The organism is Filobacillus milosensis (assembly GCF_004402015.1).
Classification (GTDB): Bacteria; Bacillota; Bacilli; order Bacillales; family Alkalibacillaceae; genus Filobacillus; species Filobacillus milosensis.
In genome coordinates this window covers 1-13,750 of the sequence record NZ_SOPW01000023.1, presented here as the reverse complement: position 1 = coordinate 13,750, position 13,750 = coordinate 1, and the positions used below count along the sequence as shown (strand labels likewise).

Sequence of the window (13,750 nt, the reverse complement as noted above, 5' to 3'; positions counted from 1 at the left end):
CGATATCAACAAATAAATTTTTTATAAAAGAATATTTTAGTTGCCAGTTATTTATGTTACTATTAAGTTGAAATTTACAGAATAGTTTAATCAACATAAGACAACACTCCTTTCTGTAATTATTCGTGACCAAAAAAATGAATTTTCAACTTACTTTAGTTTGATAAAGAAAATATTCGTAGAAATGGGATTCCACGAATATTTCTGTAAATGTCTGGCAAAATAATGCCAGGCATTTTTTTGTGCCTTTCAGAGTTTATTTATAATCCATTCAATGTTTTACCCTATTTTATCATATAAAAGCTAGCGTTAGTCTAAAAACTTAGGAGGTAAATGGCTTGGAACTAATTAAAAAAACTGAAAATGAGGAAGTACCATTAGCTGATCTTACAGATTACAATTATATATCTGAATTTCTGTCACACTTAAATATTCAGAATGTAGGTAATCGGAAGTATCAAAAAAATATTATCGTTGATTTTTACTTATATCATGGCAAAGGATGGAAAGATTTAACGGTTCATGAATGCCATGGGTATTTTGATTATTTGAAGCGTGTGCATGAATTCAAGAAGATATCCGAGCAGGTGTTGATCAAGAAAGTTAAACTTATAACTCAATACCTTAATTATTTACATGATAATAAAGCCAAGCCTTTAGGTTTTCTTAATAGTCTTGAGCAACACGCTGTAATTCAGCAAACACATAAAAAGAAGACTCCCAACATAAGAAAAGGAAGGTTGAGAAAAGAAAAGGAGTATTCTCGCATTATTAATGATTTTCGTCAATTTTTAGAATCTAAAAATTATCGAGTGGTTGAAAATATAAAAAGGGTTGTTGTTTTTGAACGCTTTTTAGAAGAAAAAGGGATTAATATTAACACCTTCCTTAAAGACAACCAAGAGACTTTATTGATTAATTGCATTCAAGATTACGAAAAAGTGTTATCTGAACGTATTGTTAAAGAAGAAATAAAAGCGTCTACAGCAAGGGTCTATCTTCAATCCATCCAACAGTTTGTTAAATTTTTATTTAGCCGAAATTTAGTTAAACAAAAATATAGAATTCCTTGTCACTTGCGGGGAAGATCTAACCGAGCTAATGAATATGTACCGAAAGACAGTATTATTAAATTGATGAATACTATTTATGATCATTCGCACCATGTGATAAGGGATTTGGCTATATTTTTAATCATTGTTGATACCGGTTGTCGTCCGATAGAAGTTGAAAATCTCACTATAGATGATTTTGATAAGGTGGAACGAACCCTGTCATTTAAGTGCAAAAAAAGCGAAAAGCGAAAAATAAAGATTAGCCCTGAAGTTATTCAGGTGATCAATGATTATATGGAGATTCGAGAACAATACCACCCTCAAACGAAAGCCCTGATTGTTAATTGTAGTGGTCAACCCATCTCTACGAGTTCTATCAATATGATTTTTTATGATGCCAATGTTCGAACATTCGGGGAGTCGAGGTATTCCGCTAAAGCCTTTAGACATACTTATATAACTAATGCCTTACAAGAATACAGTTTTGAAAGAGTTGCGAAAATAGTTGGTCATAATGATTGGAAATCGACTAACTATTATTACTATCGTTCTAATCAACGATTATTAGCCAATACCCTAGATTATAGCCCCTTAAAGAATAGGAGGAAGTAAACCATGCCAATTCAAAGACAAACACAAGTTGATTATGAAGTGTTATGTTATGAACTTGGTGTTACGGTAGAGGAATTATTAGAGTTAGTTAAAAAGAAAGACATTCATCTATCTAAAAAATTAAGTAGCGTTTCCTTAAATCAAGTTATTGATGAATATAATGATAATTTAGCAAGATTAAGATCAACTGGTCGACGAAGTGAAAGCACACTAAATACTTACAGGAATTTCTTGAAAAGAGTAAAGGACTATGTGCTTACTCATTATCCTGATCTACAAATTAATGAATTTAATGAGAATACGATATTAGAAATTTTAGAGAAGAGTCAACCCCGTAAAAGTGAGACATTAGCCGCAAATACTCTTAACAAATATATGGCTATCATGAGAAGTATGTTAGGTTATGCGTTTGAAAGTGGCTATACTGATAAAGATCTAAAATATAAATTACCGATTCAGACAGATACGTCATTACCTAGATATTTGAATGATGAACAGGTAGAGAAAGTATTAAAAGGCGCTCTTCAGAAAACTTATGGTTACAGAAAAAGAGCCATGTTGATATTTTTGTTGGGGACGGGCTGTCGAGTTAGTGAATTAACAAATTTAAAACTAGAAGACTTTAACATGGATGAAAATATAATATTTATACGTAAAGGTAAAGGAAATAAAGAACGGTATGTTCCAATATTTAAGGAAGTCAAAAATGCGATAACTCAGTACTTAAAAATCTCTGGAGTAACTGAATGGAAACCCGGTCTCAATGGGTATTTATTTTCACAAGATGAAGGCCATGTCCGTGAAAAGAAAGTGTTAGACAGAAGTGTGCAATACTTAGTAAGGGGATTGTTTGATGACATAGGGTTAGGGAAAAACTATACGGTGCATTCATTTCGCCATACATTTGCGGTGAATTGTTTGAAATTTGGAATGAAGGAAAGCTACTTAATGCAAATTCTTGGCCATGAAGATCCACATACTACTGCTAAATATACAAAGCTTTTCCCTGCAGATTTAAAGGAAGAAATTATGAAAGGTTACCCGTTTCCTTTTGAAAAACTTTTAAATGAACTAATTTAATGGTGGTGTAATCATGAAGTCGTTTAAAGAAGAAATTTATATATTTTATTTAGGTTCCAGATACTCGGAGAATTATAAAAGAACCCTGAAGAAAAGGTTGGAACAGTTTTTGGAATATTTGGCTCGAGTAACCGAAACTCCTAATGAGGAAGTCCATCTAAATCAAATTTATGAAACGGTAAGTCCTTCTGGTAAATTCTTGTTTTATTCACGTCTAGATGTGAAACTCCTAGAACAATATTTTTTGGAAAATCTATATAAAAGCTATAATTGGCTACAAGGGTCTAGGACAGCTCTTCAGAACTTCTTTTTATATTTATATAGAAAATATGATTTTCCGATTCTGACGGACCAAATGACATTTGATATAGATGATTACAAACAGAAGCCAATCAAAAAAGATAACTATATACCTACAAGACATGATATATTAAAATTTGTACAGAGTTTAATTAATCACAGTACAAATCTAAGCAGAGATGCTTTATACTTCCTCCTATTAATATCGACAGGTAGTCGCCCATCAGAAATCATCAATACAAAGGTTAAAGACATTGACTTTCAGAATGAATTTATTTATCTAGAACGAACCAAAAATAAATCAAGTCATTTTATTCCTTTAAGAACAGGGTACAATCAAATGATTCAAAGATATATATATAAATCTAAATTAAAAGGAGAGGACTATTTGATTAATCATAATGGTAAGCATATGTCGCGTAAAGAGTTACAAGACTTATTAACCTACTTTTTAGATAAAGCAAACCTTCCTCATTTTACCCTTCATAGTTTTAGACGTTCTTTTGCTACGATCATGGCGGATAGTGGAGTAGCAATAGTCATCATTCAACAAATTTTAAATCATAAAAAGATCCATTCTACAAGTCATTATATTGATCCAAATATTATTAGGAATGAAAGAGTAGAGATAAAAGTAAATAAAGATGTTTATAAAAATATAAGGTTATATAAAAAGTGATAGACATTATGCTACTTTAAAATTTCAAAAAAACCACCCTAATATAATGAAACAATCGATTATAAATAATGACAAAAGATTTTATAAAGAGAATGGAGAGTTGTAAGATGTCTTTGAGTAAGGATGAAGAATTTAAAGATTCAGTTCTAGATGTTATTGAAGAACTTGAGCGTCAAAATGCTATACGAATGTGACCCGGTTTTGAAAACAAGTTATTCAAACGGTAAAGATATCGGTCAATCAATAGCTCTAAGATTAAAAATATGAAAGAATACTATAATATTGAGACACTTGTTGAAAGAATTGCGAAAAAACTTGGTATTAGCACCAAAGAAATTACAGATATATTAATACAAAGTAAAATTAATGAATTATAAAGGAATATAGCTATTTATAAAATATCTATATTGAGGTGTACTTTTTCTAAGATGAAACCGGTGGGGTAAGATGTATACGGAATTGACATTGATAGCGATTATGACTCCATTCATGCCTATATACCAAAAGAGCTTAAACAGTGGGTAAAGGAAGAAGCGGAAAAGCGAGGTATGAGTCAATCTGAATTTAACCTTCATACATTTAAGGCTCAAGAGGAACAATAAAATCCTTGAATCTTAAAGAAACCACGTATATATGTTAAATAATATTTACGTGGTTTCTTCATTTTGAATTAATTTGATTACTTCAGAAATTTGTTTATTAATATTGTTTAAAGTATTAATTATTTCTTCATCTGTATAATTTTCTGTAATTCGAGCAGGGTTATCTATAATATGAAATAAAACTAAAGAATCGCTACCTCCTGAACCGATATTGCTAATAGATAAATAGAGACTTTCTAACTTTTGACTCAAGTCATCATTTTTTTCATCATTTGCTTCCAAACTATTATAATAGCTCATTAAGAATTTATTCATGTTCCTTAAATTACTAAAGGAATTCTCGATTTCTTTTAGAGTTTGATCATCATAATAAGTCGATAATATTTCAAAAGAAGAAGTCTTTAATAATTTTTTAGTTTTTACAGAACGACTAGTCATGAATCCGTCGATATAAGAACTTGATATTTGTGGGGAGTCATCATATTTATGCACTAGATTCCACAATAACTTGCCTTCATTATTAACAAACTCTCCAAATGACGTTAGTAAATTAGCGCTATGTAATTCTAATTTTGTTATACTATTATCATCATCTACTTCACTTGTACATGCACTTAAAAATATTAATGTGATTAATGATGTGAATATTATTTTTCTCAAAGTATCATCCTTGTCGTTAGTTATTCATTATGTATATAAAAATGTAAAAAATGAAGGGGAAATTTCCCCTTCATTATACATTATATTACCAACTAGTTAAAAATTCATAAGTATCTGCAGTTGACCAGTAAGTTTCATCGTAGGAAGTTGAAATACTATAGCTAGCACCTGCGCCTCCACCAAACTCACTTCCACCAAAATCAATATTTGCATGATAAGATAGGTTTTCAGTTTCATTTTCTTGATTAAACGTATGGATAAAATCCATGCCTGTATTAGTCATTACACCCGTTTGTTCAGCCTCTAATATTACCCAAGCCGATGCAGTATAACCATTAGTAGATCTAAAAACATCATTATCATCTAAATAAAAAACCGCTGCACCATTATTAATACCCGCAGATGAAGCTAAGCCTATCCAATCCCTATTAGTTTCTGACACATTCTCATCTGAAAACCTAAATACATCTGGATCCCAGTGAATTGAAACCAAGTCATCACTTCCGGGATAATCTTCATCTCCCCAATCATCAGTAACTTCAGCATAAACAATCCAATAATTATATTGGCGATCATGTCTAGTAGCCCAAAGGTTCAATTTTCTATCAGATTTATCAAGAGCATTAGTACTCATGTCATTGTCCTGACTTATTCTATTTCCTTCTTTATCTACTTTCCAACTTTTCACTTTAGTGTCAACATGACCATTCTTTTTTAGATACTTTTTAATATCTTCATTAGTGGCACCTTCAGCTCTAAGATCTTTTATTCCAGACATTACATCATGAATTTCTTCTTGAATTTCTTCTTCTGTCTTTTCATTTGCAGATACCGTTGATGCTAGCCCAATAAAAACAAACGAAATTATCAATAATAATGCACTCAACCTCTTCAACAATACTTTACCTTTCATTTTGTATTCCTCCTTTAATAGATTTGCATAAATGATAGCATATATTTTTCCAATTTTGTGAAAATTGAGGTTGTAAAAACTATTAAATTTATCAACAATAAACACACCTTTTAATAGACTACTTGCGAAACCTTTATCTACCATTTATGAATAAAGAGATTTGCAGTATAATAATGTTTTGGTATAACATTAATTAACTAACATTTTCTTATTTTAATTTTTTCCGACGGTTTATTATAGACCGGTGCTAACCATTATGAAGACAACCTTTGGGTTGGTAGATACGATTTAATTGTGTTTTTAACCAAATGACCCATTAGGTTGTCTTTTTGTGTTTTTTAAAAAAGAAGGTGTTAGAAAACCACATTTGAAGTAGATGATTTTATGGACACAGTTTATGGTATCAAAATTGAGGAACATGAAGGGTTAACGTATGATATTGAATGTTTTTCGTCAGAAAGAATGATTGAAAAGTTTTATGAATTTATCAAAGCAACAGAACAACCCAGAGGTTGACGGTTTATAGAATGACTATGCTAACACACTTGAGATAATCGAGCGCTACAGCATAAAATATAGATAAGTATATTTATTGGATAGTTCTTAACGTAGTTATTCAAAAAAAAAAAGAGAAAGCTTATGGCTTCCTCAAAAAAATTGCGAAATATGGACGACTTCAAGGAAGATATTTGATGCACCGACATATGCATCAGTATATGTGTTACACCCTCCTTAGTCAATAAAAATCGTAACATATTTTTTTATGCAATTGTTGATGTTTAAGTTGTGAAAACAACTTGATTAATTGCTGTTTTTTGAGTGAAATTCATTAGTTTTTGTGAAAACATTGAATTACATTAAAGAATAATGTGTTTCGTTATTCCTTGTTGTTCTAAGAGACGCCTGATTTCAAAGACTGCTGTGAATTCAACATGTTTTGTTTCGTGAGTATCTGTTCATTATACATAAGTTTGAAGTGTGGCCCATCTGTAAAGATGTCTTTATATATTGGTTCTAAAGTATACATTCAGTAATAGGAATTTTCTGCTTCCGAGTGTATTACATTCATTGCTATGAAGTGATTACCACCGTACAATAATCCTATATTTAACAGTTGAATATACGTGATTCAATGGTTCATATCATCATATTCCCACTCATTATTAGCGTTTCCCCCTACGTTCTTAAACGCATTTGTTAACCGATCTTGATGCCAGGGGACTGGAAACAATAATGTATCTTTTGGATGTAGTTTTAATTCTTTTAAGTCTGAGTGAGATTCAATTGTAGCAACGTTCCTATCCTCATTATCAAATTTTGTTAGATAAAATTAATGTTCATGAGTTTAAGTGAATAGGAAGTTCCAAATATTTGTATATAAATTTTTCCTAAGGCTTATTGTTGATACATTGATTAATGAACATTGCTTGTTTCTCTTTTCCGAGTGTGTAAATTACATCATAAATGCGTTGAGGGAGTCCCCCTTCAATTACCTTATTTGCCATCTTCATAATGCTGTGGTTAAAAAATTGCTTTAATAATTTAATGTCAAAACCTCTCCTTTTGTAGTTAGAAAATGTGTAACATTTAAAGGAATTCAATCATGTGAGGTCCGTCATTTGCATGTGCTAATTTAGAGTAGCATTAAGTTTCTGCTCTCTTTTATGGACTCAGAATTAAGAAATATTGCGAAAATGTGGTCTAAAGTATGTGTTTTATTTATTTATTTCTAATTGATTTGCGAAAATTCAACCCCTTTATACCATTTTAAAGCAAAATTAAGTTATTTTTTGTATAATAATAGTAGGTCAATAGTCTAGTGATTGTCAGAGAAGGGTGAACATAATGCACATTGGTACACTTATTAAACTTCATAGACTACAAAAAGGGATTTCACAAAAAGCATTAGCTGACGGCATTATATCGGTATCGTATTTATCAAGAATAGAAAATCTACAAATTGAACCTCATAAAGATGTTTACGAACTTCTTTTGGACAAGCTAAATGTAGATCTCCATCATGGTGACAACGAAAAACATGTAATTAACTTATTAAATCAATGGGAAGAATGTTTATTAAATAATGATAGAGAACAATCAAAAGAAATGTATTGTGAATTATCTAAAAAGATAAACGATAACGATGCTTATCTAAAAGTAGCATTCTTAATCAATCAAATTAGGTTTTTTATTATTACAAACAAACTTGAAGAGGTTCCAGCATTAATAGAAACACTCGGCCCATTATATAATGACTTTAGTTCTAAATATAAATTCTATTATTTAAAACACGTGGCGAATTACTATTATGTAGTTAACAATATGGTTACAGCTGAGAATTATCTAGCTCAAACACTTAACAGTTTCAAACAATATTCGTCAATTAGTAGTATTGAAAAAGCTGATGTGTATTACCTATATAGCTTGACGTTATCAAATGGCCGTAAAGATGCGACTGCCTTATTTTATGCTGAACAGGCATTAGAAATTTACAAAGACCATTTTCGTGTCAAAGAGTGGGCCTGTTGCCACATCGTTCTAGGTGTTAGCTATTGTAGATTACATAATAATGATCAGGCTATAAAACATTATGAAAGAGCAAAAAAATTATCTGATGCACACCAATATAATCAATTACGTTCTAACATTGAACACAATTTAGCACAGATTAAAATATCAGAAGGTAAACATAATGAAGCTATTCAACATTTATTATCCAGTTATGAAATTGAGAATGAATCTGCAGAATCAACATTAAATACAATAGTATCGATTGTCGAAGAATATTATAAATTGTTCAAAATAACGGATTGCAAAAAATGGCTTGATAAAGGACTTTCCATACTTACTAACTTTAGCAATAGAGAAGCTGAACCTGATATTAAGAAACATTACTATAATTTAAAGTATTACGATTATGTATTAAATGAGCTCGAAGGCGATTTCGAAAGCTATATGATAAATGACGCTTTAGCTTACTTTATCAAGGTCAATAATCATGAATATATAGCCAAATTTTCTGAGCGTTTAAGCGATTATTACCAATCTATTAACAAGTATAAACAAGCTTCCTATTATTTAGATCAAGCTAACCATTCCTACAAACAATTGTTTATCATTTAATTTAATTAACATAAAAAGGAGAGATTAATACATGAGAAAGTTTTTACAAATCACGATTCTTTCTATAGTTTTAATTGGCGCGAGCGGGACCATAAATGCGGATGGAAAACAGTTACCGCCTCCTAATCCAGATCCTAATACTTCTTCAGAGCATGATGGAGAGTATTAGAACAAAGAGTGGCTATCGTGGCTGCTCTTTTTCAGTGCCACTATTCATACTTTAAGTATGATAAATTTATATTTTCCAATATTTTCTTATGCTGTTATAATAAAAAATATATATGTACTCAATAAGTAAAACACACCAAGATTACTTTGATGTGTTTTTATATTTATGAAAGGGAGGATTAATGATATGAAAGTAATATTTAAGTTATTCTCATCACTTATATTATTAATGATGTTAGTACCGTCTTATTCATTTGCAGAGTCGAATCAAGACATTACTGTCATTATTGATGGAGAAACACAGTCTTATGATACTGAACCAACCATAGTAAATAATTCTACAACCGTACCAATGCGAGGTATATTTGAAGAACTAGGTGCAACTATTAAATGGGATCAATCAACAAGTACTGTTACAGCAATAAAAAACGAAATTGAAATAAGTTTACAGATAGGTTCAACACAGCCGATTGTAAACGGAAAAATAAATGACTTATCTGTGCCAGCACAAATAATAGATAATAGAACCATGGTTCCGTTACGGTTTGTGAGCGAATCATTAGGTGCTGATGTTAATTGGGACGGAGAAGCTAGGACCATAACAATCACATCAACTGGAAAGAACGTTGCTACATATGATGTCATACTTAATTTTCCTGTCGATCGTTATCCTGAAACTGCAGCTCATATAGAATCTTCTATTGAAGCTGGCGCATCTGCTATATGCACGATTGATAGAGCAGATGCTGAAGACAATAGAGAGGAATCACTTGATGGTATTCCTACCAAAGATGGCTATGACAGAGACGAATGGCCTATGGCTATGTGTGATGAAGGCGGAGAAGGAGCTAGTGTAGCTTATGTTGACCCTCCTGACAATCGAGGAGCAGGTAGTTGGGTGGGTAATGAATTAGAAGCATATACTGATGGCACTCGTGTATTATTTGTGATTGACGGTAACGTTAATGATGATGTAGACCATGCAGAAGGAAATGAAACAGATAGTAATGTCAGTGAGTACACCGGCCCTTATGATCCGTACGGGCAAGATAAAAATTGTGGAGATTTTGATACACATGATGACGCTCAAGCATTTTTTGAAGCCGCGAGTGGTCCCGAATCAGATCGACACCGTTTAGACAGAGATGGAAATGGTGTAGCGTGTGAAAGTTTACCATAGGCCGTCTGACGTATACTAAAAAATATAAAAACACATGAATAAGGAAAAGACACTCCATTTAAAAAGAGTGTCTTTTCCTTATTATTAACTATTTAATAATTTATTATAATATTTCATGTACTCATCAAATGAGATGCTCTCAGCTTCTAGAGCGTCATAAAAACCTTGATTTTGATATTCAAGATAATTATCAAAATAAGAATCTTTTCCCGTTTCAATATACATATCTAGTTGATTAAAGGCTTTTTTATAATTATCAATTGCTGAAGCTCCTTTTGAAAAGATTTCATCCATAGAACTTAGATTTTCGTTGTAGTTATTAATTTTCACCTCTAATTTATTAGTAATAGTGATTAAGTTATTATGAAAATCGATTGTTTTATTCAAGCTTTCCTGAGCTTTAATAAACTGTTGTTTACTTTGAGTTTGGTTCCAACCTTCAGATGATAGAAATAAACTTTCAGAAGTATCACTTAACATTTCGTATAAATCTCCTGATCTTTTATAATGGTTCATTATTTCAGCATAAATTTTAACCTTTTGAGAATTTGTATTTTCTCCCTCAATGTTTATGATTCCATTGGCACCATCATAATAAACTACCATGCCTAGCGATTCAGATACTGCACGCAGAGGTACATATGTGGTTCCGTTATATACAAAATTATCTTCCGAAACCTCATGACCATTAGCAAAGATTTTAACATTATTAATGGCAACTTCTATTTTTTTCATGATAACCTCTGTCGCATCTGTTCTGATGAAGACAAAAACAGTCAGCAACATAGTCACTAATACCGTTGAGACTACTTTTTTCACAGTAACTCTCCCCTTTTAGTAAATTTTCTTATATACTAAATTTCGACGTAAAGGGATAAATTTCCTTTAATTCTAATAATTATAAAGTATTGCATTCTTTACTTATCCTTCAACAAATAAACCACCTTATACTTGAATATAAGTTTATAACACTCTGTAAGTATTGGTCTTAATACTAGGCTATTTGAGTGTCAAAACTTTTGAGTTATGATACTACGCAAGGAAACTCAATGTATATTATGTTTCCTAACAAATATCACTACAAACCTTGTTATAACAGCATTTTTATAAAAATGCTGTTGCTTTTTATTAATTTAATAAACATATTGTATTACTTACATAAATTTAAAGGAAACACATTAAAGGGGGAAAGTAAATGAATGAAGTTCAGCCAATTAGAGATCCAGAGGTTATAAATCAGATAAAATTAATTTTATTAAAGCAATCTTACCGAGATTGGTTCATGTTTACTATCGGAATTAATACAGGTTTACGAATCAGTGATCTACTAAAATTAAAAGTTATTGATGTAAAGAATAAAACCCATATAAGTATTCATGAACAAAAAACAGGTAAAGTTAAGCGTTTAGAATTAACAATGATTTAAGAAACCATATTGACAAATATGTCGAAAACATGAGTGAGGAATGCTATTTATTTAAGTCTAGGAGATCGAATGAGCCTATTAAAAGGGTTCAAGCCTATAAAATAATTAATAAAGCTGCAAAAGAAGTTGGAATAGAAGACATAGTGACTCATACTTTACGTAAAACATTTGGATACCACTTTTACCAAAAAACTAAAGATGTAGCATTGTTACAAGAAATATTTAACCACTCAGCTCCATCTATAACATTAAGATATATAGGCATAAATCAAGACGTAATAGATGAAGCTGTACTTAACTTTAGTCTTTAGGAATCAAAGTCTGGAGAAGGTTTTTTGGTCATAGGTGCGAGACTAATCATTTTTCTGTGTTCATTATCATTAAAAAATAGTACTTCTAATTCCTGAAAATTATTTTTTAGATTTCCAGTCTCCATGATGATCCCTTCTCCAAATCTTTTATGTAGTACTTTGTCTCCTACTTTATAATCATGACTAGGGCTGATAAATTTTTTGTTTAGTTCATCATAAAGTGACTGTATAGCATAATCTAAACTTATACTATCTTCAACTGCTTCAAAAAGGTATTTGATTTTTATCTTTTCTTCGTTATTTAGGTATTCAATTAAGTCACTTTTGGGTATTTCATACAAAAGATTGTATGAATAGTTTGTATTTATATTTATTACTTCATTAAAAATATCCTCTTCAAAATCTGTGTTATAGTATTTATCTGCGAATTCTAAAAACGCATTAGAATTATAGATATATACGTGTTGATTTGTTTTATAATAAAATTCACTCAATAATTCTATTCGTGGACTTTTTCTTCCACCATCTTCTTGCCACCAATCTTTTTTGGAATCGTCAGTTACAAAAATTATTGGTTTATTTTCTTTATAAGATTTATCAATAATTTGATTCCAAATTATAAGGTCTCCATACTCTTTTTTATATTCAATGCCATTGAAATATTGTATAATGTCTTTTTTGTCTTGTGCATCTTCATACCCTGGTGGAATTTTTTTTCTGAAACGTTCTTCTCCTGTTTCAAATATTTCATTCAATTTTTCTTGAGTATAAGGCTTGCCGACCTTATTGGAAAATAAAGATTCTAATTTCGATAATATTGGATCTTTCTCTAAAAAATTTGGGTGGTTTTCTTTTTTGCTATCTAATTCATCGATTAGTTTATTAAAAAATTTATTGTACTTATTTTGAATATCGCTAATATCAATAGTTGTATGAAATTTAATTTTATTATTTATTTTAGAAGAAAACTTTTTTTCGAATTCTTCAAAACCAGTATTTACAGCTGAAATTACTTGATCATATATGTTCTGTTGTTCAATTATGACCTTTTTTCTATTTGAATGAAATTCAAGAGCTACATGATAGGGGATCCAAATTCGCCCGTTTAAATGATTATATACTTCAAAGAAACTATCTCTTACATTTTCTGAGTATCGATACATATTTAGTAGAACATTTGTATCAAATACGAACAAACAATCGTCCCATAAATTATCAAAATGCTTCTTCTCGTAATTAAAAATAATAAATTCATTTTTAAGCATGTATACACCCCAACATCCATTTAATAATATAAAAAATAACTATTTTAATAATATACTAAATATTTATAATTAACAATCTTACTTATTTTTCCTAAAACGTACCGTTTCAAATTAAAGTAAAAGTGCTTAATAAAAAAGAAAAGCCCATTAAAAATGAGGCCACTGAAAAACTGTCAGTTTTTCAAGAAACTTAATTGTGAGCTAAAAAAAATAGCTGTTTCGGATTTCTAAATGTCCGAAACAGCTATTTTTTGATATAAGTTAGAAATTTGTATTGTTCTTTTATGTTTTAAGTTTTAGTATACGTTTTACATTAGCGGTGAAAATTGTCATCGCACCTTGTAAATGCATGCCTTCAAGACCCGAAGATGAAGAG

11 protein-coding genes and 3 pseudogenes are annotated in these 13,750 nt (G+C 30.6%); 9 read left to right on the top strand and 5 right to left on the bottom strand.

Annotation, left to right across the window (positions count from 1 at the left end; genetic code table 11):
• Positions 1-338: 338 nt before the first annotated feature.
• The 3 genes from E3U55_RS15520 to E3U55_RS15510 are packed head-to-tail and all read left to right on the top strand — an operon-like array spanning position 339 to position 3,726.
• Positions 339-1,667, top strand: coding sequence for a tyrosine-type recombinase/integrase (locus tag E3U55_RS15520; protein WP_134341405.1), 1,329 nt, complete (start codon positions 339-341; stop codon positions 1,665-1,667).
• A 3-nt stretch (positions 1,668-1,670) separates the two neighbouring features.
• Complete coding sequence (locus E3U55_RS15515; protein WP_134341404.1) at positions 1,671-2,747, top strand: tyrosine-type recombinase/integrase; 1,077 nt, start codon at positions 1,671-1,673, stop codon at positions 2,745-2,747.
• A gap of 13 nt (positions 2,748-2,760) precedes the next feature.
• Positions 2,761-3,726, top strand: coding sequence for a tyrosine-type recombinase/integrase (locus tag E3U55_RS15510; protein WP_134341403.1), 966 nt, complete (start codon positions 2,761-2,763; stop codon positions 3,724-3,726).
• Positions 3,727-4,373: 647 nt separating this feature from the next.
• Here E3U55_RS15510 and E3U55_RS15505 read toward each other — a convergent pair.
• On the bottom strand, positions 4,374-4,988 hold the full coding sequence (locus tag E3U55_RS15505) for a hypothetical protein (RefSeq protein ID WP_134341402.1): 615 nt from the start codon (positions 4,986-4,988) through the stop codon (positions 4,374-4,376).
• An 85-nt stretch (positions 4,989-5,073) separates the two neighbouring features.
• Positions 5,074-5,901 carry a hypothetical protein gene (locus E3U55_RS15500; RefSeq protein ID WP_134341401.1) on the bottom strand — a complete coding sequence of 276 codons (828 nt, stop codon included), beginning with the start codon at positions 5,899-5,901 and terminating at the stop codon, positions 5,074-5,076.
• Positions 5,902-6,285: 384 nt separating this feature from the next.
• On the opposite strand from E3U55_RS15500, the gene E3U55_RS17855 reads away from it, so the two are divergent.
• On the top strand, positions 6,286-6,417 hold the full coding sequence (locus tag E3U55_RS17855; RefSeq protein ID WP_267195392.1) for a hypothetical protein: 132 nt from the start codon (positions 6,286-6,288) through the stop codon (positions 6,415-6,417).
• 613 nt (positions 6,418-7,030) lie between these two features.
• Here the strand turns inward: E3U55_RS17855 and E3U55_RS18000 are convergent.
• A pseudogene (locus tag E3U55_RS18000) lies at positions 7,031-7,210 on the bottom strand (DUF6710 family protein); the annotation flags it as partial.
• A 536-nt stretch (positions 7,211-7,746) separates the two neighbouring features.
• Between E3U55_RS18000 and E3U55_RS15495 the strand changes: the two are divergent.
• The 4 genes and pseudogenes from E3U55_RS15495 to E3U55_RS17760 all read left to right on the top strand — a co-directional run bounded on the left by E3U55_RS15495 (position 7,747) and on the right by E3U55_RS17760 (position 10,372).
• Positions 7,747-9,024: a helix-turn-helix domain-containing protein gene (locus E3U55_RS15495; protein ID WP_134341400.1), complete on the top strand. Its 1,278-nt coding sequence runs from the start codon at positions 7,747-7,749 to the stop codon at positions 9,022-9,024.
• A gap of 31 nt (positions 9,025-9,055) precedes the next feature.
• Positions 9,056-9,193, top strand: a complete 138-nt coding sequence (locus E3U55_RS17455) for a hypothetical protein (RefSeq protein ID WP_153801965.1) — start codon at positions 9,056-9,058, stop codon at positions 9,191-9,193.
• A gap of 165 nt (positions 9,194-9,358) precedes the next feature.
• A pseudogene (locus E3U55_RS17995) lies at positions 9,359-10,144 on the top strand (stalk domain-containing protein); the annotation flags it as partial.
• Positions 10,139-10,372, top strand: a complete 234-nt coding sequence (locus E3U55_RS17760; protein WP_228547592.1) for an excalibur calcium-binding domain-containing protein — start codon at positions 10,139-10,141, stop codon at positions 10,370-10,372. The pseudogene E3U55_RS17995 and the gene E3U55_RS17760, both read left to right, overlap by 6 nt.
• Positions 10,373-10,456: 84 nt before the next feature.
• Here E3U55_RS17760 and E3U55_RS15485 read toward each other — a convergent pair whose 3' ends face one another.
• Positions 10,457-11,191 (bottom strand): copper amine oxidase N-terminal domain-containing protein, encoded by a 735-nt coding sequence (locus E3U55_RS15485; protein WP_134341398.1) that lies wholly within the window; start codon positions 11,189-11,191, stop codon positions 10,457-10,459.
• A gap of 376 nt (positions 11,192-11,567) precedes the next feature.
• Here E3U55_RS15485 and E3U55_RS15480 point away from each other — a divergent pair.
• Positions 11,568-12,109: pseudogene (locus tag E3U55_RS15480) on the top strand (site-specific integrase).
• Here the strand turns inward: E3U55_RS15480 and E3U55_RS15475 are convergent.
• The gene (locus tag E3U55_RS15475; protein ID WP_134341397.1) at positions 12,106-13,374 is read right to left on the bottom strand and encodes a PIN-like domain-containing protein; all 1,269 of its coding nucleotides are present in this window, start codon (positions 13,372-13,374) and stop codon (positions 12,106-12,108) included. The pseudogene E3U55_RS15480 and the gene E3U55_RS15475 sit on opposite strands and share 4 nt — an antisense overlap.
• Positions 13,375-13,750: the final 376 nt, after the last annotated feature.

Excerpts from the sequence above, each read along its gene's own strand:
- E3U55_RS17455 (WP_153801965.1), top strand. The coding sequence starts at position 9,056 with ATGAGAAAGTTTTTACAAATCACGATTCTTTCTATAGTTTTAATTGGC.
- E3U55_RS15500 (WP_134341401.1), bottom strand. The coding sequence starts at position 5,901 with ATGAAAGGTAAAGTATTGTTGAAGAGGTTGAGTGCATTATTATTGATA.
- E3U55_RS17855 (WP_267195392.1), top strand. The coding sequence starts at position 6,286 with ATGGACACAGTTTATGGTATCAAAATTGAGGAACATGAAGGGTTAACG.
- E3U55_RS15475 (WP_134341397.1), bottom strand. The coding sequence starts at position 13,374 with ATGCTTAAAAATGAATTTATTATTTTTAATTACGAGAAGAAGCATTTT.
- E3U55_RS15495 (WP_134341400.1), top strand. The coding sequence starts at position 7,747 with ATGCACATTGGTACACTTATTAAACTTCATAGACTACAAAAAGGGATT.
- E3U55_RS15515 (WP_134341404.1), top strand. The coding sequence starts at position 1,671 with ATGCCAATTCAAAGACAAACACAAGTTGATTATGAAGTGTTATGTTAT.
- E3U55_RS15510 (WP_134341403.1), top strand. The coding sequence starts at position 2,761 with ATGAAGTCGTTTAAAGAAGAAATTTATATATTTTATTTAGGTTCCAGA.